The sequence below is a fragment of the Dapis purpurea BLCC-M126 genome (genome assembly GCF_050015975.1).
Lineage (GTDB): Bacteria > Cyanobacteriota > Cyanobacteriia > Cyanobacteriales > Microcoleaceae > Trichodesmium.
In genome coordinates this window covers 141,131-162,515 of the sequence record NZ_JBNHER010000260.1, presented here as the reverse complement: position 1 = coordinate 162,515, position 21,385 = coordinate 141,131, and the positions used below count along the sequence as shown (strand labels likewise).

At 34.5% G+C, this 21,385-nt stretch carries 18 protein-coding genes and 2 pseudogenes; 7 read left to right on the top strand and 13 right to left on the bottom strand.

What is annotated here, in order from left to right; all coding sequences use genetic code 11:
* Positions 1–50 precede the first annotated feature (50 nt).
* Both ACP6PL_RS24015 and ACP6PL_RS24010 read right to left on the bottom strand, forming a co-directional pair.
* Positions 51–635, bottom strand: a pseudogene (locus tag ACP6PL_RS24015) (Uma2 family endonuclease).
* Positions 636–785: 150 nt separating this feature from the next.
* The gene (locus tag ACP6PL_RS24010) at positions 786–1,019 is read right to left on the bottom strand and encodes a Uma2 family endonuclease (protein WP_426547847.1); all 234 of its coding nucleotides are present in this window, start codon (positions 1,017–1,019) and stop codon (positions 786–788) included.
* Between ACP6PL_RS24010 and ACP6PL_RS24005 the strand changes: the two genes are divergently transcribed.
* Entirely contained in the window at positions 1,000–1,161 is a 162-nt protein-coding gene (locus ACP6PL_RS24005; RefSeq protein WP_426547813.1) for a hypothetical protein, read from the top strand. The genes ACP6PL_RS24010 and ACP6PL_RS24005 overlap by 20 nt on opposite strands.
* 148 nt (positions 1,162–1,309) lie before the next feature.
* Here the strand turns inward: ACP6PL_RS24005 and ACP6PL_RS24000 are convergent, their stop codons facing one another.
* Entirely contained in the window at positions 1,310–1,948 is a 639-nt protein-coding gene (locus tag ACP6PL_RS24000; protein ID WP_426547812.1) for a peroxiredoxin, read from the bottom strand.
* Positions 1,949–2,106: 158 nt separating this feature from the next.
* On the opposite strand from ACP6PL_RS24000, the gene ACP6PL_RS23995 reads away from it, so the two are divergent.
* Positions 2,107–2,406 (top strand): hypothetical protein, encoded by a 300-nt coding sequence (locus tag ACP6PL_RS23995; protein ID WP_426547811.1) that lies wholly within the window; start codon positions 2,107–2,109, stop codon positions 2,404–2,406.
* A 385-nt stretch (positions 2,407–2,791) separates the two neighbouring features.
* On the opposite strand, the gene ACP6PL_RS23990 is transcribed toward ACP6PL_RS23995, so the two are convergent.
* On the bottom strand, positions 2,792–3,751 hold the full coding sequence (locus ACP6PL_RS23990; protein ID WP_426547810.1) for an MDR/zinc-dependent alcohol dehydrogenase-like family protein: 960 nt from the start codon (positions 3,749–3,751) through the stop codon (positions 2,792–2,794).
* A 477-nt stretch (positions 3,752–4,228) separates the two neighbouring features.
* Between ACP6PL_RS23990 and ACP6PL_RS23985 the strand changes: the two genes are divergently transcribed.
* Positions 4,229–5,785, top strand: coding sequence for a hypothetical protein (locus tag ACP6PL_RS23985; RefSeq protein WP_426547809.1), 1,557 nt, complete (start codon positions 4,229–4,231; stop codon positions 5,783–5,785).
* A 37-nt stretch (positions 5,786–5,822) separates the two neighbouring features.
* Here ACP6PL_RS23985 and ACP6PL_RS23980 read toward each other — a convergent pair whose 3' ends face one another.
* From ACP6PL_RS23980 to ACP6PL_RS23970, 3 genes are all read right to left on the bottom strand, one after another.
* Positions 5,823–6,212 (bottom strand): DUF4189 domain-containing protein, encoded by a 390-nt coding sequence (locus ACP6PL_RS23980; protein WP_426547808.1) that lies wholly within the window; start codon positions 6,210–6,212, stop codon positions 5,823–5,825.
* A 342-nt stretch (positions 6,213–6,554) separates the two neighbouring features.
* Entirely contained in the window at positions 6,555–6,755 is a 201-nt protein-coding gene (locus ACP6PL_RS23975; protein WP_426547807.1) for a hypothetical protein, read from the bottom strand.
* A 424-nt stretch (positions 6,756–7,179) separates the two neighbouring features.
* Entirely contained in the window at positions 7,180–8,715 is a 1,536-nt protein-coding gene (locus tag ACP6PL_RS23970; RefSeq protein ID WP_426547806.1) for a protein kinase domain-containing protein, read from the bottom strand.
* Positions 8,716–9,483: 768 nt separating this feature from the next.
* Between ACP6PL_RS23970 and ACP6PL_RS23965 the strand changes: the two genes are divergently transcribed.
* Entirely contained in the window at positions 9,484–9,867 is a 384-nt protein-coding gene (locus ACP6PL_RS23965) for a DUF4346 domain-containing protein (protein WP_426547805.1), read from the top strand.
* 349 nt (positions 9,868–10,216) lie between these two features.
* On the opposite strand, the gene psb32 is transcribed toward ACP6PL_RS23965, so the two are convergent.
* The gene (gene psb32 / locus ACP6PL_RS23960) at positions 10,217–10,948 is read right to left on the bottom strand and encodes a photosystem II repair protein Psb32 (RefSeq protein WP_426547804.1); all 732 of its coding nucleotides are present in this window, start codon (positions 10,946–10,948) and stop codon (positions 10,217–10,219) included.
* 376 nt (positions 10,949–11,324) lie between these two features.
* Positions 11,325–12,026: a TIGR00266 family protein gene (locus ACP6PL_RS23955; protein ID WP_426547803.1), complete on the bottom strand. Its 702-nt coding sequence runs from the start codon at positions 12,024–12,026 to the stop codon at positions 11,325–11,327.
* 989 nt (positions 12,027–13,015) lie between these two features.
* Here ACP6PL_RS23955 and topA point away from each other — a divergent pair.
* Entirely contained in the window at positions 13,016–15,646 is a 2,631-nt protein-coding gene (gene topA / locus ACP6PL_RS23950; protein WP_426547802.1) for a type I DNA topoisomerase, read from the top strand.
* Between the two features lie 295 nt (positions 15,647–15,941).
* Here the strand turns inward: topA and ACP6PL_RS23945 are convergent, their stop codons facing one another.
* From ACP6PL_RS23945 to ACP6PL_RS23935, 3 genes are all read right to left on the bottom strand, one after another.
* Entirely contained in the window at positions 15,942–17,237 is a 1,296-nt protein-coding gene (locus ACP6PL_RS23945; protein ID WP_426547801.1) for a TldD/PmbA family protein, read from the bottom strand.
* A gap of 80 nt (positions 17,238–17,317) precedes the next feature.
* Complete coding sequence (locus ACP6PL_RS23940) at positions 17,318–18,178, bottom strand: Tab2/Atab2 family RNA-binding protein (protein WP_426547800.1); 861 nt, start codon at positions 18,176–18,178, stop codon at positions 17,318–17,320.
* A 598-nt stretch (positions 18,179–18,776) separates the two neighbouring features.
* Positions 18,777–18,980, bottom strand: a complete 204-nt coding sequence (locus ACP6PL_RS23935; protein WP_426547799.1) for a hypothetical protein — start codon at positions 18,978–18,980, stop codon at positions 18,777–18,779.
* Positions 18,981–20,096: 1,116 nt separating this feature from the next.
* Between ACP6PL_RS23935 and ACP6PL_RS23930 the strand changes: the two genes are divergently transcribed.
* Positions 20,097–20,294 carry a hypothetical protein gene (locus tag ACP6PL_RS23930; protein WP_426547797.1) on the top strand — a complete coding sequence of 66 codons (198 nt, stop codon included), beginning with the start codon at positions 20,097–20,099 and terminating at the stop codon, positions 20,292–20,294.
* Positions 20,295–20,327: 33 nt separating this feature from the next.
* Here the strand turns inward: ACP6PL_RS23930 and ACP6PL_RS23925 are convergent.
* A pseudogene (locus ACP6PL_RS23925) lies at positions 20,328–20,582 on the bottom strand (pentapeptide repeat-containing protein); the annotation flags it as partial.
* A 412-nt stretch (positions 20,583–20,994) separates the two neighbouring features.
* Between ACP6PL_RS23925 and ACP6PL_RS23920 the strand changes: the two are divergent.
* A complete protein-coding gene (locus ACP6PL_RS23920) occupies positions 20,995–21,357 on the top strand; it encodes a phage holin family protein (protein ID WP_426547795.1) in 363 nt (120 codons plus the stop codon).
* Positions 21,358–21,385: the final 28 nt, after the last annotated feature.

Genomic DNA, 21,385 nt, shown 5'->3' with positions numbered 1-21,385 from the left:
TTGTTTAGGGGTTTTTCAGATTATCTGAAAGTGAGATTAATTCTCGGTATTCACCAGACCTTACTCATATTTAAAACAAATCCTGGCAATATTGGGTCTCCACTTACACTCTCAGGATTTTCTAAACATTCGGTAGCCATTCCTGGGCGATAAATATCAACTTTTCTCTCTTTTCTATCAATTAACTAACCTAATTTTACTCCAGGTTCTTTCATATATTCTGTCATTTTTTCTTGCAGAGTTTTCAGATTATCGAAAGGTGACATTAATTCCACTACAAAGTCCGGGCAAATCGGAGCAAATTTTTCTTTTTGTTCTTGAGATAAACTATTCCATCTTTCTAATTTTATCCAAGAAACATTCGGGGATTGTTTCGCTCCTGTGGAAAGAGTAAATCCTGTACTAGAACTAAAAGCTAAACCCGTACTATCTTGTTCTGACCATAACCCTAGTTGCAGACATATATTGAATTCTCGATTTCCTGTTTCTGAACCTGCAGGAGACATAATTAATAGCTCTCCAAATTTATTAGTTTCTATGCGTAAATCTCGATTAATTTGACAGAATTCAAAAAATTGTTCCTCTGTCATTTTTAAACTTGGAGGCATTTGTAAAATCATCAAATCGTCAACCATAATTTTCCCTCCTTTTTACCAAATTTTATTCATATTTAAAACAAATCCTGGTAAGACTGTTTCTACACTTATACTCTCAGGATTTTCTAAAGATTCGGTAGCTATTCCTGGGCGATAAATATAAACTTTTCTCTCTTTTCTATCAATTAATCAACCTAATTTTACTCCAGGCTCTTCCATATATTCTGTCATTTTTGCTTGCAGAGTTTTCAGATTATCTGAAGGTGACATTAATTCCAATACAAAATCCGTGCAAATAGGAGCAAGCTTTTCTTTTGGTTCTTGAGATAAACTATTCCATCTTTCTAATTTTATCCAGGAAACATCCGGGGATTTTTTTGCTCCTGTAGAAAGAGTAAATCCAGTGCTTGAACTGAAAACTATACCTGTACCATCTTGTTATGACGATACCCATAACTGCCCAAAGGTATTACCTTCTCTATTTCCTGTTTCTGAAACAGTAGGAAGCATGATTAATCAGTCTCCAAACTTATTAGTTTCTATGCGTAAATCTGGATTAATTTGACAGAATTAAAAAAGTTGTTCCTCTGTCATTTTTTAATCTGGAAGCATTTGGAAAATAATCTGTTCTTCAAGCATCTTTCTCCCTCCTAAAAATAATTAAGGATTAAGAAGCAAACTTATCACTCTTAATCCTTAACTACATTATAAATTTACTTATTAGGTTGAGGAGTCATCCGTAAATATGGCTTAACTTCTGTGTAACCTTTGGGGAATTTTTCTTTCAATACTTCGGGGTCTTTTAGAGAAGGAACAATTACACAATCATCTCCATCTTTCCAATTTACAGGAGTAGCAACTTGATAGTTATCTGTTAGTTGTAAAGAGTCAATTACTCTGATAATTTCATCAAAGTTACGACCTGTACTAGCTGGATAAGTTAAAGTAAGGCGCAGTTTCTTTTCTGAGTCAATGATAAAAACACTACGAACTGTTAGATTATTTAAGGAGTTTGGATGAATCATATCATATAGGTCAGAAACCTTTTTATCTACATCTGCTAAGATGGGATAATTAACAGTTGTGGTTTGGGTTTGATTGATATCTCCAATCCAACCTTTGTGAGATTCTGCGTCATCTACACTGAGGGCAATAACTTTAACTCCACGCTTATCAAATTCTGGTTTGAGTTTGGCAACCATACCTAATTCTGTTGTGCAAACAGGTGTATAGTCGGCAGGGTGAGAAAATAATACTACCCAACTATCACCTACCCACTCATAAAAGTTGATGTCCCCTTCGGAGGAAGCTTGAGTAAAGTCAGGTACTTTGTCACCTAGTCTTAAAGTCATAGTCTAATTTCCTATATTGTTTATAGTGAACAATTACCATATTTTCATTTTATAGGAACTCAAGCTTTTAACTTTAGATATTCTTAAAAATTACGTTAAAAATGGATTAAATTAGGTTAAGTTAAAATTTATGCAATTTGTGTTATGAATGACTAGCTATGTTTCAAATTCTTTACTTTGTAATTCATGCCATACAGCCATTTCTAGTTCCTCTGTGTTTTTTATTTGCTTGGGGATTGATAATTTTAACAGTTTGGAGTATAATAAGCGCTATTTATGATTCGGTCACTAGGGCTAAAAAGATGCACAATATTCCCTGTGCTAATTGTCTATTTTTTACCGGAGATTATCATCTAAAATGTCCTGTACAACCTAAAGTTGCTCTTTCGGAAAAAGCAATTAATTGTATTGACTACAGACCTAAATTTGTGAGTTGGTACGATAAGGTTAATTCCTAATAGAGAAGGATTACTTGTTTGTCAATTTTGAAATGACTATAGTTTTGACAATACAAGCAAGGAAAGTAGACCAGGGGGAAAATTTAATGGCTTATCCCTCCCATCAATCCTGAGATACTAATAGGAAGTAGGGGAGAAATTGATTTATCTGGTTTATTTATCCTCTGTGGGAAAGACTTGAATATTTTATTTATCAGTAATTATTTAAACCTGATATTATTCCAAATCAATATTGGAGTAAAAATAAGAGTTTTTTCTCCATGACTGTTTCACCTAAAAAAAATTCTTTGACAAATAAATTTTTAGAGGTAGGGAACAAGGAACTGGTAGGGTAAAATATACCTGAGCATAAGTACACAGATATTTTTGTCTATCAATAAATACCCTATCCTCTCCCAATATCTACTAATACTTTTAAAACACCCTTTTTCTGAGCATGAGTAAAAGCATCCATTCCAGCTTCTAGGGGATAATGAGCTTGAATTAATGGCTTGACATTAAGCTTATGTTCTGATAGAAGTTCTAATGCTGGTTCAAAAGGTCCGCAACGAGAACCAATTAAAGTAATTTCATCCACCACCAATGAGGAAATATCCAAACTCAGATTCCCTGCATAAGTGCTTTTGAGAACTAAAATACCACGGGCACGTAGAGCGCGACGAGCAATAGCAAATCCTTCTGGGTTGCCTGTACATTCCACTGCAATGTCAAAAGCTCCTGTAGTAACTGCATCAACAAACCCAGTTTTAATTCCCCTCTCTTCTAAATTTGCCAGTTTTTCCTGATGACGACCAATAACCAATAACTGACAGTCGGTTAAAGCTAAAGTTTGCGCGACTAACTGTCCGAGTTTACCATCCCCCACTACTAAGACTTTATCTACTGGGCAAATTTGTATTTGTTGTTGAATTTCTAATGCTGCTGCGACTGGTTCGGTAAATGTAGCTTCATCTGTTGAGACATTTTCAGGTACTGGATGGAGATTTTTGACTGGCAAGGTGAGATATTCGGCAAAAGCTCCGTTGCGGTTAACTATTCCTAAGACTGTCCGATTTTCACAATGGGTGGGTTGGTCGCTCAAGCAAAAGCGACATTTACCACAAGCGGCATTAATTTCTCCCACCACTCTTTGATTGAGTAAATTTTCTGGTCCTTGTTCCACCACACCAACAAATTCATGGCCGAGAATACCTTTGTATGGGTAGTAACCTCTAAGAAGTTCTAAGTCTGTATTGCAGATACCAGCACGCAAGACTCGAACAAGTGCTTCTCCTTCTGGAGGTTCCGGTGTGGGAAGGTCAGTGCGGAGTTGTAGTTGTTGGTTTTCTAGCCAGATTCCTTTCATGTTCTCTTTTTTTAATTAGTTGGCTTAGTTTAATTTTAGCGACTAAGTAGGTAGGTCTAATGAAACGTTAAAAAAATTGTAGGGGTGGGTTTGGCAGAAAGCTTTGAGAAATTAGCAATTTCTCCCTAAAAACCTATCCTATAACAGAAATGGTGCTTATTTATGCTCACCTACTTAGCTGAAAAATTCAGCATTTGTTAGGAAATTGGGAACAAATACAAATAATAGAAAAAAATACCCTAGTTCATTAATATGAAAACCCCTATATAAACCAGAATTTTTTGTTAAAATTGTGTTCAACAGGTCAACAAAATAAATTACATATTTGAGATTCTAAAATCATGAATATGTAAATATCGATTTATGTAGGCGCTTATCGATTAAAATACTACTTCATCTAACAAAATCTCAACTCTTGAAAATTTTAGTGCATCTACCTATTTATTACTAAATATTGAACTGTAGAAGTATATCAATATGACCAGCAAAAAAGAACCACAAGATTCACAAAAAACAACAGATTCATGTGAGAAAATAGATACTTGGCTTATATTCAGAATTCTGTTCATTTATTCTCTAAGTTTTGGACTTTTTTTTCTATTAGTTTTGTTTTTTAAGCGGTGGCAAGTTAATCAATGGCTAAACGGTCAATCATATTATTTAAGAACTCCTTTGAATAAGGAAATTGCTGAAAAAGCTATTAAAATCAATTCTTTGTATCAGCCAGATGATATTTTAAATGAAATTCAAATAAAATTGATAGAATATCCTTCATTAGATACTATAAAAGCTAGCGATATTTTAGAATCAATTATTCGGGATTTGACGGAAATTACAAATAATAATAACTTTGCAGATGATGTTAACAATGAAAAATGTTTCAATGAAAATGAAGCGATTCAAGGTAGTCTAAGTGATAGTGATAGTGAATATCAGAGACAGAAGAAGTGTTCTTCACTTAAGGCAATATCTAATATTAACGATCAAATAAAATTAATAGAAATAAATTTCTATTTCTTTAAAGGAATAAAGAACAAGTTAGAAAATTTTGAGGATAATATAGAAATAATTCTAAAAGATGATAGTAAGGAAGAAGTTTTAAAGAAAATATCTGAGGTAAAGGAAAAAATAAAAACATCTGAACAAGAAATAAATCAAAATATACATAATTCAATTTCAGAATTGTTACCTTTATTAAAAAATAATAATAATGTAGCTTACGAAAATTCTTTGATTGATTCACTATGTCAATCAAGCCGTTATAAATTATTTTGCTCAGAAGACCAACAAAGCCCTATATTCCGATTCAACTGGATTAAAAGACACAAATGGGAAGAATTTGAAAAAGAATTGCAATATATAGTTATCCTCTCAAATTTACAGGCTACTCCAGCACAAAAAGAGAGGATAACAAAGCAGCTAAACTCAGTAAAGCAACACATAAAGATAGCAAAAGATAAATTAATTTTCTACAATTCTCTAGACTTTACCACGAGTTTGTTTGCTTGGCCACTAGCATTAGTTAGTGGAATACTTTTTGTTTTTCTAAGTAAAGATGGATTTGAAAAAATATTTAAGCAAGAAAATTCTGGTGCTCAACGTCCTGCAACTTTATTTATAGTTAATAGTTTTTGGTTGATTTTGATTACTCAAGTTCCTCTTTTATTTCAGTTCAATTTGAGTCATAAATATCATTTGGTAACACTTATAGAATCTGTAAATATTGAAAATAGAATTCTCAGCTACATTGCAACTAATGGCTATTCAGATAAGAATTTCATCAATAAAAACAGTCAAGATAAAGCAGCAAATCCAACTGAAAAAAATAGCATCTTCATTATTGAAATAGATCAAAAATTACTACAATTAATTTCAAGATTTGACCCCGGAATTAACTCTGGACTTTTACCTGACACAAGTCAATACCTTTTACAGTTTGGTATCGAGAGGCAAGAGGCAGAACAAGATACCCCAAATGATTCTTCACCAACTAATTCTGATGACGAAGATGATTTTAGCACAGGCGAAGAATAAGATTAAAACTTTAATTAAAGCCTTTGAGTAAAGCTAATTAATTACTGGTACACAAATATCTGGTAATTTCACATTCTTGGCAATTGTTTTTCGCATCATTTTCTGCACTGCTTAAAGAGATACCAGAGCCAAACGAATATTGTGCGTTAGATGAATTAACCATTAGGACTACACAGCCATTTCTAACCCATCTTGTCTTACAATTTTTTCCTCCTTGCTTTTCACAATCTTGTTTCGCTTCTTCTACAGCGCTATCTTGTGAAACCTTATTATTTGAAATCCCGTTTGTTTTTTGACTTGGTGAATAAGATATCGCACCATATCCTGCCCAGGCTTTTTCTTGATGGGAAACAACAACTGAAGTTCCAATTATAAAAGCCATCAGGGAGTATTTAATTAGTTTTGTTGGTTTAAGTAGTATATTCATATTTAACCTCCTAAATTTACTCTTATTATTTCTCTCTCAACTTTGAATATAAATTCTGGTTAGAACTAAAAGTTATCTTTATTAATAAGTAAGTAGATGGGAATAAATTTAACTATTTAAGATTCAGGAATCATCAACCTTAAGATTGTTTCCTTCTACTTTCTTATTAATTATCAATATATCGTATCAGTACTAGAGACTGTAGAGGACTTTAGGCAGTTAAAAAAATTCTTTTTCTAATTTAAGCAAAACATTAGTCAAAAGCCAGATTTAATCAGACTTCTATGTATTTTTTTTCCATCCATAACCCTACCTAACTTCCTGAAAATCCTGAAAAATTTCCTATCTTTGAGTTTCAAGCTTTTCCAGCAGATAAACAGTAAGTAGGTAGGCGCGAATAAACCTCACTCTGTAACGAATATCAATACACTCGAAACCCTTGATATTACTTACTTCCACTCCTTTCCAGTCGCAATGACGTAGTTGTAAATTTTCCCACCTACCTACCCATAATGGGATGATAGAGATAATACTAGAAACCATTCGAGATATCTTTCAAAAGAGAGGGGGAGATGAGGAAGCAGTAAGATAAAATAACTTTCAAAAACAAAACAAAATAGCGATCGCTCAATATAGATTTTACTAATCAAATTAACTTTTAATATTGTTTTTCTAAATCTAATTAGCCTCATTTTCTCGAGCTTATGACAAATTATTTCACGAGCTTGCCTTATTTCAGAGATTTGGTATCATAGTCTGTACATAAGATATTGTGCCAATGTTATAAATAAATTTAAAAAAGACTCTGATAAATAAGGCTGCAACCTAGTATTTACGTTAATCTCATCTCAAATCCCCCAATTTTCAGAATAATTTAGACAACCTCAAATAAACAAAATTTAGACAGCTATAAATGCTTAAGTAATTCTAGTCATTGACAAAATCGTAGATAAATGTATGGAAGAAACTAATTTTCTACTGAATTCATTAGAGCTTGTTTAAACTTAGCTGCGCTCTTAAAATAAATCTCAGGTGTATCAGTTAATCCTAAATCAATTACCTCTGCTAAATTTTTTGGAATAGAAACATCTCTTTCTCGAATAGGTACAGCATTTGTTTGTAAAACAACCAAAAATGGGTCTCTCTCCAAAAAATCACGGGGGTATGCTCCTGTTAACATATAGTAGAGAGTTGCTGCCATTGCCCAAACATCCATTTCCGGTTTCATATAGTTAAAACTAATCACCTGTTGACGAGGAACAAAAACAGGTAATCCTAAAGTTAGGCCGCTCATAGTTTGACCACTCAAACCAGCTATATCAAAAGCTTTTGCCAATCCATAGTTAGCTATTTTCGCCACAGAAGTACCTCTGACATTACCCAGCACAATATTATGTGGTTTTAAATCTCGGTGAACTAAACCTCGTCCCTGACTAAAACTACTATCGGCTTGTTTCACATAAGGAACTTCAGCATTATGAGCATATTCTAGACCATCTAACACCTCAAACATAATTTGTAGAGCTTGTTCAACTGATAATTTACCTCCCTCTCGCTGCATTAAATCTACTACAGTACCACCATGACAATACTCCAAAGTAAGGAAAAAAGTACCATTAAAATAACTATAATCTTGAAATTTAACTATGTGAGGATGATCCAAAGCCTTAGTATTTTCTACCTCCTGAAGAAACATTTCTCTCGCACGTTGACTAACCCTTACTTGAGGCAGCATTATTTTCAATACTAATAACTCTCCACTATCCTCATTCAAAGTTAAATAATCCTGACTGCATTCTCCACTGCTAAGTTGTTTAATAATAGTATATTCCTGTAAAGCTTTAAGATTAGGCTCTCCTTCATTGACTATCTGTCGTAGATTTTTGACAATTTCCTGTTGGTTAAATTGAGCAGTTGTTGAACCATGAGAAACTTTTGATTCAGCAATAGTCTCATCATCATCCTCAATACCTAAGTTGTTGAGAAAATCACTTCTATCACCTTCTCTAGTACCTAAGATACTAACTTTTATCACAGTAGAACCAATTTTAATTTCATCACCTTCACTTAAGTCATATTCTGGGAAATTTAGATGGGCAGCTTGCAGGGGAGTCTGATTTGCTGGGCGCTGCCCGATTTTTTGGCCATTGACATAAGTACCATTTTTACTACCAAAGTCACGCACACGGATGTCAGGAGGATTAATATCAAATAAACAGTGGTATCGGGAAATAGTGCGATGAGCTCGATCGTTAGGTAGTTGAGGGTAACAGTCATAGGAACGACCAATCACACAGGTAGTACGTTCTTCAAAGATGAACTGTTGACCTTTGATACTTCCTTCGGTAATTGTGAGGATAATTGTTGCTGACATCAGTAATTTATCTATTCTCAATCTTGCTTTTTCTCTAGGTTTACTACCGTTTTGTTTTCTAGATAATCTACGTTGAAATTTAGCTAAATTTTTTATCTTTTTCCTTTTGTTCTGTTGATAAAGTTCCAAATGTTGAGATACCTAAATCAATTTTTACTAACTTATCTATATTTAGGTAATTGTTCAGAATGAATGTCTAAAACAAAACTAGCAAAGTATCTATGAGCAAAATTTTTGATAATTTTGGCTAAAAGTTGGTTAAGTACGAAGTTTTCTTGACCAAAATATTTTGACCTTACCTATTTTTGTGGGAAACAGTTTATCTTGGCCTATTCTATAATTTCTACCTAAAAATTTAGTAGATTGTCTAGAATTTCTACTCTTAAATTTAGGACATTTAACTTTAATAGCTTTACATTTCCCAGTACAATTATCAAAAAAGTTTCTGTCAGGTTAGCCTAAGTCTTTGCTGGATTATTGTAATAGATGTAGATGGAAAATTTTTCAACCAAAATAATTCCTTTTTTGCCTCGCTTATGAATTGCTTAGTCAAATTAACATAATCAGGTTTCTATTTTTGATTAATATATAATTGATTTTACTAGGATAAACTTTGATTCCTAAAAAAAGACAACACCCAAATAATTGATTTAACCTTTTGACTTAATATATGATTTCGATGTATTCTATATTTTTATCTGGCTTTCAATCTTTAATATCTAATTACTAACACTAAATATTGGCTGCGCAGAAATATTTTTTATTACCATTATATCACTTTTTTTATCATAATAATTGGCATTTATTGAGATAATAAAATTTCCACATAGTGCTGGTCTTGTGCCGAAATTTAGATAAAAATGTAGAATAAAATACAGGTAATTTTAAATTTGAACTATGAATCTAACATTTGAAGACATGACCACCATTGATGAAAAACTTTCTAAACGTCACATAGACCTTGATCCAGGTGGTTACTTCATTATTTTTATTGACCGAGAAGCAAGCTTAATTTGTGCAAAACACTTCACTAATATTATTGATGACCGTGGTTTAGCTATCGATCCAGAAACAGGAAAACCTATTCCAGTAAAAGGAAAAGTAGAACGTCAAGAAACCACAACATTTACTTCTAGAACCGCAAAAGAAATGTGTGTCAAAATATTTGAAGAAACACACCCTTGCCTAGTCACAATGTTAGATCATGCTGCTTATTTAGGAAGGGAATTTTTGCGTGCTGAAACAGCTTTATTAACTGGCAAAGAATATATTCAAGATTAATTGAAGCAGCACTCAGAACTCAGCTTCTTAAGGTGTAGAATAAGGAATTTAAACCCCCATTAACACATAAGCTAATACACATTTAAAATGGGTATTAGCAAGTCAGAAGTCAGAAGTCAAAAGTCAGAATTAATCAAGGTTTTCCTTTGAACAAGACACAGAGCAATAAGTCCTTTAAATGCACAACAGCTTACCACGCACTTTTTCAAATATAGTGGGTTACTTAAACCCTTGAATTTTTAGCTGACGGCTAAATTCTGGCAAGCGGAGCATTCCCTGAAGAAAGGTTAATAGCTAGTTAAATAAGGAGAATGGCAAAAAAATATACTCCAACCATTCTCCTTAATTTCTATCCAGAAAAGCCTTGATACCAGAAATAAGTAACCATAGGCACAACTGTAGCAACTACCAACAATATAACCACCAAAATAGTTGCACTTTGATCGTCAGTTTCTTCTGCTGATTTAAAAGTAGCAGCTACTTGTGCTGAAAGTTCATCCTTAACTTCCGGTGGGCCTGGATCTGGTTCTCCAGATAATACAGCAATCAGGCGATCGCTAGCTGCCAAAAAAGCCTCATTGTATTTGTTTCCATCTCTAACAGGTACTTGAATAGTTTCGTCAACTACACTCTGAGTAATTTCATCAGAGATAATTTCTTTAACTGCATCACCGATGCGAATTGCATCATTATTAGTAAGAGTATCTAGTACCAATAAAGTTTGATTAGCTTTTGCTTCTGAAGTGGGGAACCATTTGTCAAATAATTTTTCCGTAAAACTATCTGCTGTCTCACCATAGTCTAGACGACGGATAGTCACAAATCTCACTTCATTTCCTGTGGCATTGGCCAAATTTTCTAAAGAATTTTTCAGTTTACTCTTAGTCACCCGACTAAGAACATCTGCATCATCAACAATAAATGTGCGATCGCCTGCCGTTAAATTAGGCATTTGATAAACTCCTGTTGCCGATGCAGATGATACTGGGACAATAGTGGCCAGTATTAGTAATAGTAGAGATACTATTAGAGTTTGGAGATTTTGAAGATTTAAGGTTTTCTTGAATATTTGTACGGTCATATATTTCTAAGTAATGGGGGAATTACTCAAACAATCTTATTTTTTGTAAAATGGCCGTTTTGCAGAGCTTCCCAATGAAATTTAACTACTGAATTTTAATCATAACTGATTCAGGGACCATATTCCGCTTCATTACTTGATACCTTTGTTCTCTCTAACTTCTAGCTAGTAACTACTGACTATTAAATTTTGAAAGAGGTGTAACAGAAACACAAAAAATTATGCTACTTATCAATCTCCTTATTCGATCGTAAGTAGCATCATTAATGTATTTTATTGATATAATTGAACCTTAATTTCAATAGTGATTAATTTTGTTATATAAAAACTCTTTTTTCCTAGCTCGAAAAGATATTTAATTTACAATTTCAAGGAATTAATTACTTACAGGAGCAGCAGCAACAATTTTTCGTGCCAGGCTTGAAAGAGGTAAACTTTGTATATAAACTAAACCAGGACCTATAAGTTTAGTTAAAAATAAACCTTCTCCACCAAATACAATATTCTTCATACCACCTACCATTTCAATATCATATTTTATTGAGGTAGAAAAACCAACAACTGCACCAGTTTCTACTCGTAATTCTTCTCCTTCAGCTAAATTTTTTTCTATAATTGTACCACCAGCATGAACAAAAGCTAAACCATTTCCCTGTAATTTTTGCAGGATAAAACCTTCTCCACCAAAGAAACCAGCACCTACTTTTTTAGTAAAAGCAATTTCAATATCAATACCATTAGCAGCACAAAGAAAAGAACTAGATTGGCACAAAAATTCCCCACCTAATTCAGTTAAATTTAAAGGAATAACTTGCCCTGGATAGGGAGCAGCAAAAGCAACTCTAGCTTTACCTGTACCTTGATTGAAAAAAGTGGTAATCATAAAACTTTCCCCAGTCAACATTCGCTTAAAACCTTTCCAAGCACCACCACCAGTAGTAGTTTGCATTTCAATGCCTTGTTCCATATAGGTCATTGCTCCTGCTTCTGCTCTGACTCCTTCTGCAGGGTCAAGTTCAATTTCTACTAATTGTAGAGATTCTCCTTTAATTTCATAGTCGATAATATCAACGGCCATAATAAATATACTTAACATTATGAGATTATCGACTAAACAATACACCAAACTTGTATGATTTACAAACCATAATTCATAGTATATCGAGTTAAAAAGTTCTAAATAATTAGAAAAAACTTAGTAGTTAGAATTGAGGAGGAAAGAGGAGAAGGAAAAAAGGTATAGCTCTACGCGCAAGTCAGAAGTTAGAAGCAATCCCTGAAGCTCGTTTGAGCATTTATAAATTTCCTAATCTTTACTTTGACTGCTATATAACGAGTAGAAAGTTTTTTGTTTCGCTGTTCGCTGCGGAACATTAAACCCTTCAGCAGAATGGAGTTCTATTACCAATTATCCCAGCATAATATTACAAGAGGAGAAAGTTTTTTGTTTCGCTGTTCACTGCGGGACATTAAACCCTTCAGCAGAATGGAGTTTTATTACTAATTATCCCAGCATAATATTACAACTGGAAAATTCAGATTTTTAGATAGACAGTTGAAATTTTTATGTGAATAAAATACTTACGAATTTTTAATCAAGTAGAGATAATCCAAATCAAGAGGACTGGAGACTATAAATAGTTAAAGTAGTCCTACTCAAGCATTATCTTCATGGATGTATTCGTGGATTTTGATTTGAGCAACAATGTCTCAATACTATTGACATAAAATATTGATTATGCTAGCAAATTTTAATAAGGATACCTGAAAAATGAATGTGTCCATTAAGGAATGAGAACAAAATCAAACCGGATAAAATTAATTACGCTCAAGAGATTTGATAACCAGAAACCAGAATGTCCCAGTCTTATTTAATTTCCGTTCCTAAGTTCATTAAACATAGATTTTGGCAGACACAAAAAAATTAATATAGCGTCAAACCAAAAAATCTATTCTGTAAAGCTAAACCAAAGCAAACAATAAAACTATCCCATCTCTGCCCCATTGCTTACAGGTGCATACTAGCATACAAAAATCTCAGTTATTAATATCCTAATATAAGGTCTCATGTCAACTCTTGTTATTGTTGAATCTCCTACTAAAGCCCGTACTATTCGTAACTATCTACCCTCCGACTACCGTGTTGAGGCATCCATGGGTCATGTGCGTGACCTACCACCTTCTGCTGAGGAAATACCAGAAAAATACAAAGGAGAAAAGTGGGCACATCTAGGGGTAAACGTAGAATCAGATTTTGAACCTGTTTACGTTGTCCCTAAAGACAAAAAGAAAACCGTTAAAGAACTTAAAGATGCTCTGAAAGAAGCGGATGAATTAGTTCTGGCGACAGATGAAGACCGAGAAGGGGAAAGCATAAGTTGGCATTTATTACAACTACTAAAACCGAAAGTCCCTATTAAACGGATGGTATTCCATGAAATTACTCCAGAAGCTATCCGCAAGGCAATTGAAAACTGTCGTAATATAGATGAACAGTTAGTCAGGGCACAAGAAACTCGTCGTATTTTAGACCGACTTTATGGTTATACTCTCTCTCCTGTACTGTGGAAAAAAATTGCCTGGGGTCTTTCTGCAGGTAGGGTACAGTCAGTAGCAGTTCGACTATTAGTTAATCGAGAACGTCAACGTCAGGCTTTTAAACAGGGGGGTTATTGGGATTTAAAGGCCAGTTTAGAACAAGAAAAAACTCCGTTTGAGTCTAAACTTGTCACCCTTGGAGGAACAAAAGTTGCTACGGGTAGTGACTTTGATGAAAATACGGGCAAAATAACTGAGGGTCGTAATGTTGTTTTGTTGGATGAGACTCAAGCTGAAGCTCTGAAAGAAAGACTTGAGAATAAACCTTGGAGTGTTAATAATGTTGAAGAGCGAGCTGTTAAACGTAAACCATCCCCACCATTTACCACTTCTACTTTACAACAGGAAGCTAACCGCAAGCTACGAATGGGTGCTAGGCAAACTATGCGGACTGCCCAAAATTTATATGAACAGGGTTTTATTACCTATATGCGGACAGACTCGGTTCATTTGTCCGATGAGGCGATCGCTGCTGCCCGGAGTTGTGTGGAAAAAATGTATGGTGCAGAATATCTTAGTCCTGAACCCAGGCAGTACACTACTAAAAGTAAGGGGGCTCAGGAAGCTCACGAAGCTATTCGCCCTGCAGGTGAAACGTTCCGCACTCCCCAGGAAACAGGATTGAAGGATCAAGAATTTGCTCTTTACGATTTAATCTGGAAAAGGACAGTAGCTTGTCAAATGGCTGACTCTCGTCAAACCCATATTACTGTTAATTTACAAGTCGAAGATGCAGGTTTTCGTTCTAATGGGAAACGGATAGACTTTCCTGGGTTCCTCCGGGCTTATGTTGAAGGTTCGGATGACCCAGAAGCAGCTTTGGAAAATCAAGAAGTACCATTGCCTCCTCTAAAACAGGGCGATAGTCCAAATTGTAAAGAAATAGAAGTAGTAGGACATGAAACTCAACCACCTGCTAGGTTTACCGAAGCATCTCTAGTTAAAACTCTAGAAAGTGAAGGTATTGGTCGTCCAAGTACCTATGCTACTGTTATTGGTACTATCGTTGACCGTGGTTATGCCAAACTTCAGAGTAATGCCTTGGTTCCTACTTTTACTGCTTTTGGGGTGACAAGTTTATTGGAAAAGCACTTTCCTGAATTTGTCGATGTTAAGTTTACCGCTCGTATGGAACAAACTCTGGATGATATTTCTACGGGTGAAGCTCAATGGTTGCCATATCTACGAGAATTTTACTCTGGAGAAACTGGACTGGATACTCAAATTAAGGAACAAGAGGAGCATATTGACCCCAAGTTAGCCCGCACTATTGAGTTAGAGAATTTGGATAACGATCCAGAGATGACTTATCGTATCTGTATTGGCAAATTTGGGGCTTATATTGAGGCAGAGAATGGTGAAGATGTTGTCAAAGCTTCTATTCCTGAAGATTTAACTCCTTCAGACTTAGATCCAGAACAAATCGAGAAAATTCTTAAGCAAAAAACAGAAGGTCCGGAGGAATTAGGAATTCATCCAGAAGAAGATAAACCTATCTATATAATGACAGGTCGTTACGGTCCTTATGTACAGTTGGGCGATGAGGTGGAGGGAAGTAAGAAAAAACCAAAGCGAAGTTCACTGCCAAAGGGCGTGAATATGGAAGATGTGACTTTGGATATGGCAGTAGGTTTGTTGTCTTTACCTCGTACTTTGGGGACTCACCCAGAAACTGGTTGTAAAATTCAAACTAATTTAGGACGTTTCGGTCCTTATGTCGTCCACGATCAAGGAAAAGAGGGTGGTAAAGATTATCGTTCTTTGAAAGCTGGGGATGATGTTTTGACTATTACTTTGGAACGTGCTTTAGAGTTATTAGCTCAACCTAAAAGAGCGAAACGAGGTAGTGCTAAAGCTACACCTCCACTGAAAGATTTGGGTAAACATCCTGAAGATGGTGAGCCAGTTGGTATTTATGATGGTCGGTATGGACCTTATGTAAAACATGGTAAGGTAAATGCTTCTTTGCCCAAAGATAAAGCAGTAGAAGATATGACTTTGGAGCAAGCTTTAGAACTTTTGCAGGCTAAAGCTTCAACTAAAAAGTCTACTCGTGGTAGGAAGTCTACAAAAACTAAAGCAGAAAATAATGAGAAATAAGGTTATATTTTAAATTATTAACGTAGTAGGGTGGGTAAATATTGACTAATTTAGACCTATGGTAAATATAGTAAAATTTACTCACCATTTTATACAAAAGTTTGCAGCTTGATGAGGTCTAAAATTATGGGGAAGTAATCAAAAGGCAACAGAAAAAAATTAATAGAGATATAAGATTAATGCCTTATCTACTTTCTCATCCTGAAAAGTTTCGTATATTTTTGATGAAAGAGAATACAGATATACAATGGATTCCAAGTAGATGAAGTACAAATATTAATAACTTATCAGTAATTTAATGTACTTTACCAATAGTAGATAATCCTTCTACAATTACATGAGGAGTATAACAAGAACCATTCCATTCCCCATCATTTCCTAATTTTACTAATTGCTTTAATGCTGTATAAACATTACCAGCAACCATTGTATTTTTTACTCTACCAACTATTTCACCTTTTCTCACACGATAGCCAAGTTCAACATTAATAGAAAAGTCACCAGAAATACCAGCACCACCACCTAGAATTTGATCGACTATAATTCCATCATCTAACATCCCTATTAATTCCTCTAGCGATCGCTCTCCTGGTTTAACTATAAAATTAAATAATTCTGGTGTAGGATACCTACCTAAGTCCGGGCGAAACCCATTACCAGTAGTACCACTACCCAATAATCTACCAGTAGTTCGGTCTGTATAAAACAGTTGTAAAACACCATTTTGAATAAATTCGATGGAGCGGGTTGGAGTACCTTCATCATCAAAAGGACAACTAAAAGGTCCTTCTTCTGGTTGTTGAGAAATAGTAATTTGTTTATTAGTAACAAGCTCCCCCAGGCGATCGCTCCAAGGAGAAGCACCTTCTAGTACCTGTTTCCCATTCAAAGCTCCAGATATGGTACTCCATAATAAGTCTGCTGCTTTAGCTGTAAATAAAATAGGTACTCTACCACTAGGGGAGGCCACATTCTTCTGTGCCCAATTTAATCGTTGTAAGATTCGGTTGGCAACTGTCTTCGGATCGAGGCTATTTCTTTGGATTTGACCATCAGATATATTTAAGAAGTCGTCACCTCTTACCCAATCAGTTTCTACATAACCACTTAAAGTTGTATCTATATGATTACAATCTAGTCCTAATGAATTTATCAAACGGGTAGATTCAATTTCACAATCCCATTCTCCGTTACAAATCACATCTGGATAAAATTCTCGGATTAAGGCAATCGCTTCTTTGCCCCACTTTACCAGTTGTTCTACAGGTACAAATATCCCTTGGTTGGGATAATGGCGATTTTTAGCTTTTGAGGCTAGTTCAATATATTCTGGTTCATTCAAACTACTGATAGAAATGGCTCTTTCTACTAAAGCTTTAGGCGTCACAGGCCCATGAGCTACAGCTAATCCAGGACGTCCATTTCGCCAAAGCCGAAGTGCTGTGCCTTCTGATTGGGTACTTTCTAGTTGCTTGAGTCTATTACTTTCAAAAAATATAGGCTGGGAGTGTGATTCCGCCTGAAATACTTCTGCTGCCTCAGCCCCTGCCTTGGCAGCTAGTTCTAGCAGTTGTTCTGCTAATTCGGTCATAACATTCTGTTTGGGATTTTTGATTTTGGACAATGGAATTGCTAGTAGGATTGTACCAATGTCCAGCACCCAAAGCTTAACTAAATATTAATTTCTTGTAACAACCAAAAACCAGCAAATGATTCTGATTCTGGATTTGACTGTACTGCCAAAAAATGAACTTCTTTGGCCTTTGACTTGGCTTCAGAAAATCTTTGAGCTTCAGCAATAGTTGATGAATTACTTAGATTAGCCAAAATCCAAGAATCATCACCTCCAGTCTGTAGTAGTAATCTAGCTGGTTGGCTCGGATTAAATTGGATAAAGGCTAACTCTAACCCTGACATCCAAGCAGCTAAAGGTTTGGCCCTAGACGAATAGATAATCAAACCAGGAATAGGAGAATTAGCTGCTAGATTCATCATGCTAAGAGGAAAAGCTTCTCCAAAATCAATATCCCAGTCTGACATTTCTGCAAAAGCCCCAGCTTCTAAACTAACAAATGTCCACTTTTCTCCTATTAACGCATCTGGTAAAGGTTGTGGTACAGAATTCATATATTGAACTGGAGGATTTGTTCCTGCTTGATAACCGGGATAAGTCGGATAAACTTCTTCCATTCGTTGTTCTAGCCACTGGTTAAGTAAATAAGTGCGACGACTGAGGGCTGTAGGTATGGTCAGTTCTGCACAAGCTTTAGTAATCATGTTATTCATTTGGCGACGAAAGAAGCGTATTTTTTGAGGCGGTTCGGGAGCATCAGCGATCGCTTTTTTTATCGCATTCCGTAGCCAAATTGAGTTTACTTCTTGATTACTTGTAAACTCCGAGTAACGATACAAAGAGTCTGTCGGGTCATTAATACCTACGGGACTTTCGCAAATTAATAGTTCCCAGAGTTTTTTTTGTCTGTCATCGAGTATTGGACGACTGTAGAAGTCTAATTCCCAAATAGTGGCCATGCCTTGCTCTTGAATTTATGTTAAATCGGGTTAGTGATTATTCTCAAATTACCAGAGTTTGGGAATTAAGATGAGAGCTAGGATGTTTTAATGAAATGATATGTTGTAAAAAATTAGGAACAGAATTGATTCGACACAATTATATGTTGGATAGTTTGAAGATAAAGGCATAAGTAAGTTACACTTTGAGACTAAAATTACCCATGACTTACCCGAGATGAAGTTTTCAAAACTACTTATCTAAGACTTTATAGTTTTGAATAATTTTGATTCTCTATACTATAGTATCTCTGTGTGATACTAGTTTGAAAGTTGAAATCCTCTGGTGACTTGAAGGCATAGATATTTCGATAATTTTGTGTAAGGATACAGGAAAAAGAACAAGGCGTGGTTTCTATAAAAGTGTTAATAATTAGCATCTCAATAGGAATAGGTGTGAAAAATATATAGACTTTTAGCACATAGTAGGGAACAGGGAAAGAATATATATTTTTATGCCAAAGATACAAAAAATGATTTTGTAAGTGACTTTGACTTCTCTATATAAATGTTAAATTCAAATCTAGGCCAAAATATCGAAGTACAGATAGCAATTAACTTATGCTGGAACAACAACTAATACTTCAGACTTTTGTTTATGAACCCCTAACCAACCTCCATAAGACTTAGATAACTTAGAACGATTCAATAGCATTGATTCTAGGTCAGGCATTTCTTCCCGACAGTGAGGACAATACCAGTAAATACTGTTATGACGTATGTGGCGAAGTAATGTTGTAGAGCAGCAAGGACAAGTATGCATAGTATACCTCGAATTTATTTGAAAAATACGAAACTTCCAACAACTAACCCCTAACAAATAACTGATAATTATTAGATGAGGAATTAAAATCAGATTAAATTAGTTAAGACTTATAAATGATTGATCTGAATCAGCAACAAAAATCACAAAAATTGTCTTGAAAAAATTTCAAAAAATGTTGCTTTAATTAACTGATACCTTGGCTATCTGGTGAGTAAAGTCTGTAAAAATAGAATAGGCCACATACTATTAGTAGTTGAACAAGCCATGGAGAACAAGCAAAACCCCAGAAGAAACAGATTAATCCTGTTAATACAGCTAAAACAAAGGATATATCTTCAGATGTGTGGTTATAAATCAATACGGCGGTTGCAGAAACAGTCAATAGAATGATATAAACTGATTGCATTTCCTACCTCCAAAGAAAAAATTTATATATCAGTGTTAGGGCAAACTGCTGACCTTACTAACTAAAGTTAATCGACAAATATGAAGAACTTGTGAAGGTTGGGTAATTTGTCACAAAAGTTGACACTTGAATTTACATTTAGATAATTGTGAAGCTATTTGGTATTTTAATTCTTTAGTTTGTGAAGATAAGTAAACACGCATCAGCTTCAAATATTCTCCCATTTCATTTGGAACTATGAATGGCTTTCTATATTTAGATCAAATGCTAAACCATTAAGATTTATCTTTAGGACTTACGCAGATCTCAAAATGAAGTAACTATTAGAAGCTGTTTTTTTAATGAAAGTTAAATCCTTGTTTATATTTGGTTATACCTTATAAAAAAAAAGATTGTTATCAATAATATTATATTAACTTGATTACTTACGGTTTCATAGCTTGATTCACTAACGTCAAAAATATCATATAAAACTGTAATTTGGTATTGAATTTACTAAGTTTAACGTCTGAGTAATTTCCCTAGGGTAGAGATATTTTTTGACTACAAATAAAATTCTCAAAATTCGGTAATCTTACTATTGAAGGTTTTGTTTTTAATCTATATGATGATATTAGAACATCTGAAATGACTGAATAAGTCATTAACTATAGATGCAAGTTTTAAATTTATCCAAAAACATTTAAATCTCAATTAACTCATCAACTATGAAAGATAAATTAACTCAAACTAATGTAGCAAGACTTCTAGGAGTATCTTTTCAAAGGGTTCATACTCTCAGAATTAGGAATCGGATTAATTTTTTTTGGGATGTTAATTTAAAGTCTTGGGTAACATCACAAGAGCATCTTCAGAAATATCTAAATCAGAGAGGAAAAAGAGTAACAGTCTCAAGTTGTAAATAATAATTATAATTATGTATTTAACTTAATTTAATCTCAAAATAGGGTGTTAAAATAGCACCCTATTTTTTTTACTTCATAGCAGAATATAGTAATTCCGATACTGGTGAGGTAGAATTCTAGACCATCAAAAATCGAACCTAACATTATTGTCTCTACAAATACTCCATCAGATAGATCGGCATTAGTAAAATCAATCCTATGTAAATTTGCTCTAGTTATAGTGGAATAATTAAAAATTACTCCCCGTAAGTCAGTATTGGTAAAATTAGTTAACTGAAGATTAGCATTTTCTAATTCTGCTGACTAAAGCACTTGGCCAGAAAAATCATTGTCAGTAAGTTGACTATTGCTATATGAAAGAGGTGGTGGATAATACACCAGATTCCAAGTATATGAGGTACAAATATTGGTAGTGCTAAAGATGCAAGGATGTTAGTTGGTACATCCCTTAAATTATCAGAAGCTAGACGAGCAAAATCATTACTTGTTTACCACTACCCAAATATTAACGTTTGCTAACGCAAAGCTTTCCTACGGAATGCTCCGCAAACGCTAACAGATGTTTGTAGTACGGGCATCTTGCCCGCTATGGGTGTACTTCACCAAGATGAAATCTGCTGTAAGTAGACTGTTTAGGTTGGTTTATTCCAATTAGACTAAATAATTTTTCCAATTTTATTAGGAGGTTAAAACAATAGCTATGGGAAGTTTTTTATTGACTTGGTTGATGGCAACTATATCACTTTTAATTACAGCGTTTGTTGTACCTGGTGTAAGAATTGATAGTATTCCTGCTGCTGCAGTTGCAGCGATTATTTTAGGATTAGTAAATGCGATAGTTAAACCAGTTTTAACGATTCTAACTTTGCCTCTGACAATTCTTAGTTTGGGGTTATTTTTGTTAGTAGTAAATGGTATTTCTCTTTCATTAGCAGGATATTTTACTCCTGGTTTGGAAGTAGATGGTTTCTGGCCTGCAGTTATTGGAGCAATTGTTTTATCTCTGGTTTCTAGTTTTATTAGTGGATTTGTTAATAAACCAGAAGAATCTGAAAATGTCTAATATTGAATTCTACCTAATACTAAGTGTG

Excerpts from the sequence above, each read along its gene's own strand:
- ACP6PL_RS23945 (WP_426547801.1), bottom strand. The coding sequence starts at position 17,237 with ATGACCGAATTAGCAGAACAACTGCTAGAACTAGCTGCCAAGGCAGGG.
- ACP6PL_RS23920 (WP_426547795.1), top strand. The coding sequence starts at position 20,995 with ATGGGAAGTTTTTTATTGACTTGGTTGATGGCAACTATATCACTTTTA.
- ACP6PL_RS23985 (WP_426547809.1), top strand. The coding sequence starts at position 4,229 with ATGACCAGCAAAAAAGAACCACAAGATTCACAAAAAACAACAGATTCA.
- ACP6PL_RS23940 (WP_426547800.1), bottom strand. The coding sequence starts at position 18,178 with ATGGCCACTATTTGGGAATTAGACTTCTACAGTCGTCCAATACTCGAT.
- topA (WP_426547802.1), top strand. The coding sequence starts at position 13,016 with ATGTCAACTCTTGTTATTGTTGAATCTCCTACTAAAGCCCGTACTATT.
- ACP6PL_RS23990 (WP_426547810.1), bottom strand. The coding sequence starts at position 3,751 with ATGAAAGGAATCTGGCTAGAAAACCAACAACTACAACTCCGCACTGAC.
- ACP6PL_RS23935 (WP_426547799.1), bottom strand. The coding sequence starts at position 18,980 with ATGCATACTTGTCCTTGCTGCTCTACAACATTACTTCGCCACATACGT.
- ACP6PL_RS23930 (WP_426547797.1), top strand. The coding sequence starts at position 20,097 with ATGAAAGATAAATTAACTCAAACTAATGTAGCAAGACTTCTAGGAGTA.
- psb32 (WP_426547804.1), bottom strand. The coding sequence starts at position 10,948 with ATGACCGTACAAATATTCAAGAAAACCTTAAATCTTCAAAATCTCCAA.
- ACP6PL_RS23980 (WP_426547808.1), bottom strand. The coding sequence starts at position 6,212 with ATGAATATACTACTTAAACCAACAAAACTAATTAAATACTCCCTGATG.
- ACP6PL_RS23955 (WP_426547803.1), bottom strand. The coding sequence starts at position 12,026 with ATGGCCGTTGATATTATCGACTATGAAATTAAAGGAGAATCTCTACAA.
- ACP6PL_RS24000 (WP_426547812.1), bottom strand. The coding sequence starts at position 1,948 with ATGACTTTAAGACTAGGTGACAAAGTACCTGACTTTACTCAAGCTTCC.
- ACP6PL_RS23995 (WP_426547811.1), top strand. The coding sequence starts at position 2,107 with ATGTTTCAAATTCTTTACTTTGTAATTCATGCCATACAGCCATTTCTA.
- ACP6PL_RS23965 (WP_426547805.1), top strand. The coding sequence starts at position 9,484 with ATGAATCTAACATTTGAAGACATGACCACCATTGATGAAAAACTTTCT.
- ACP6PL_RS23975 (WP_426547807.1), bottom strand. The coding sequence starts at position 6,755 with ATGGTTTCTAGTATTATCTCTATCATCCCATTATGGGTAGGTAGGTGG.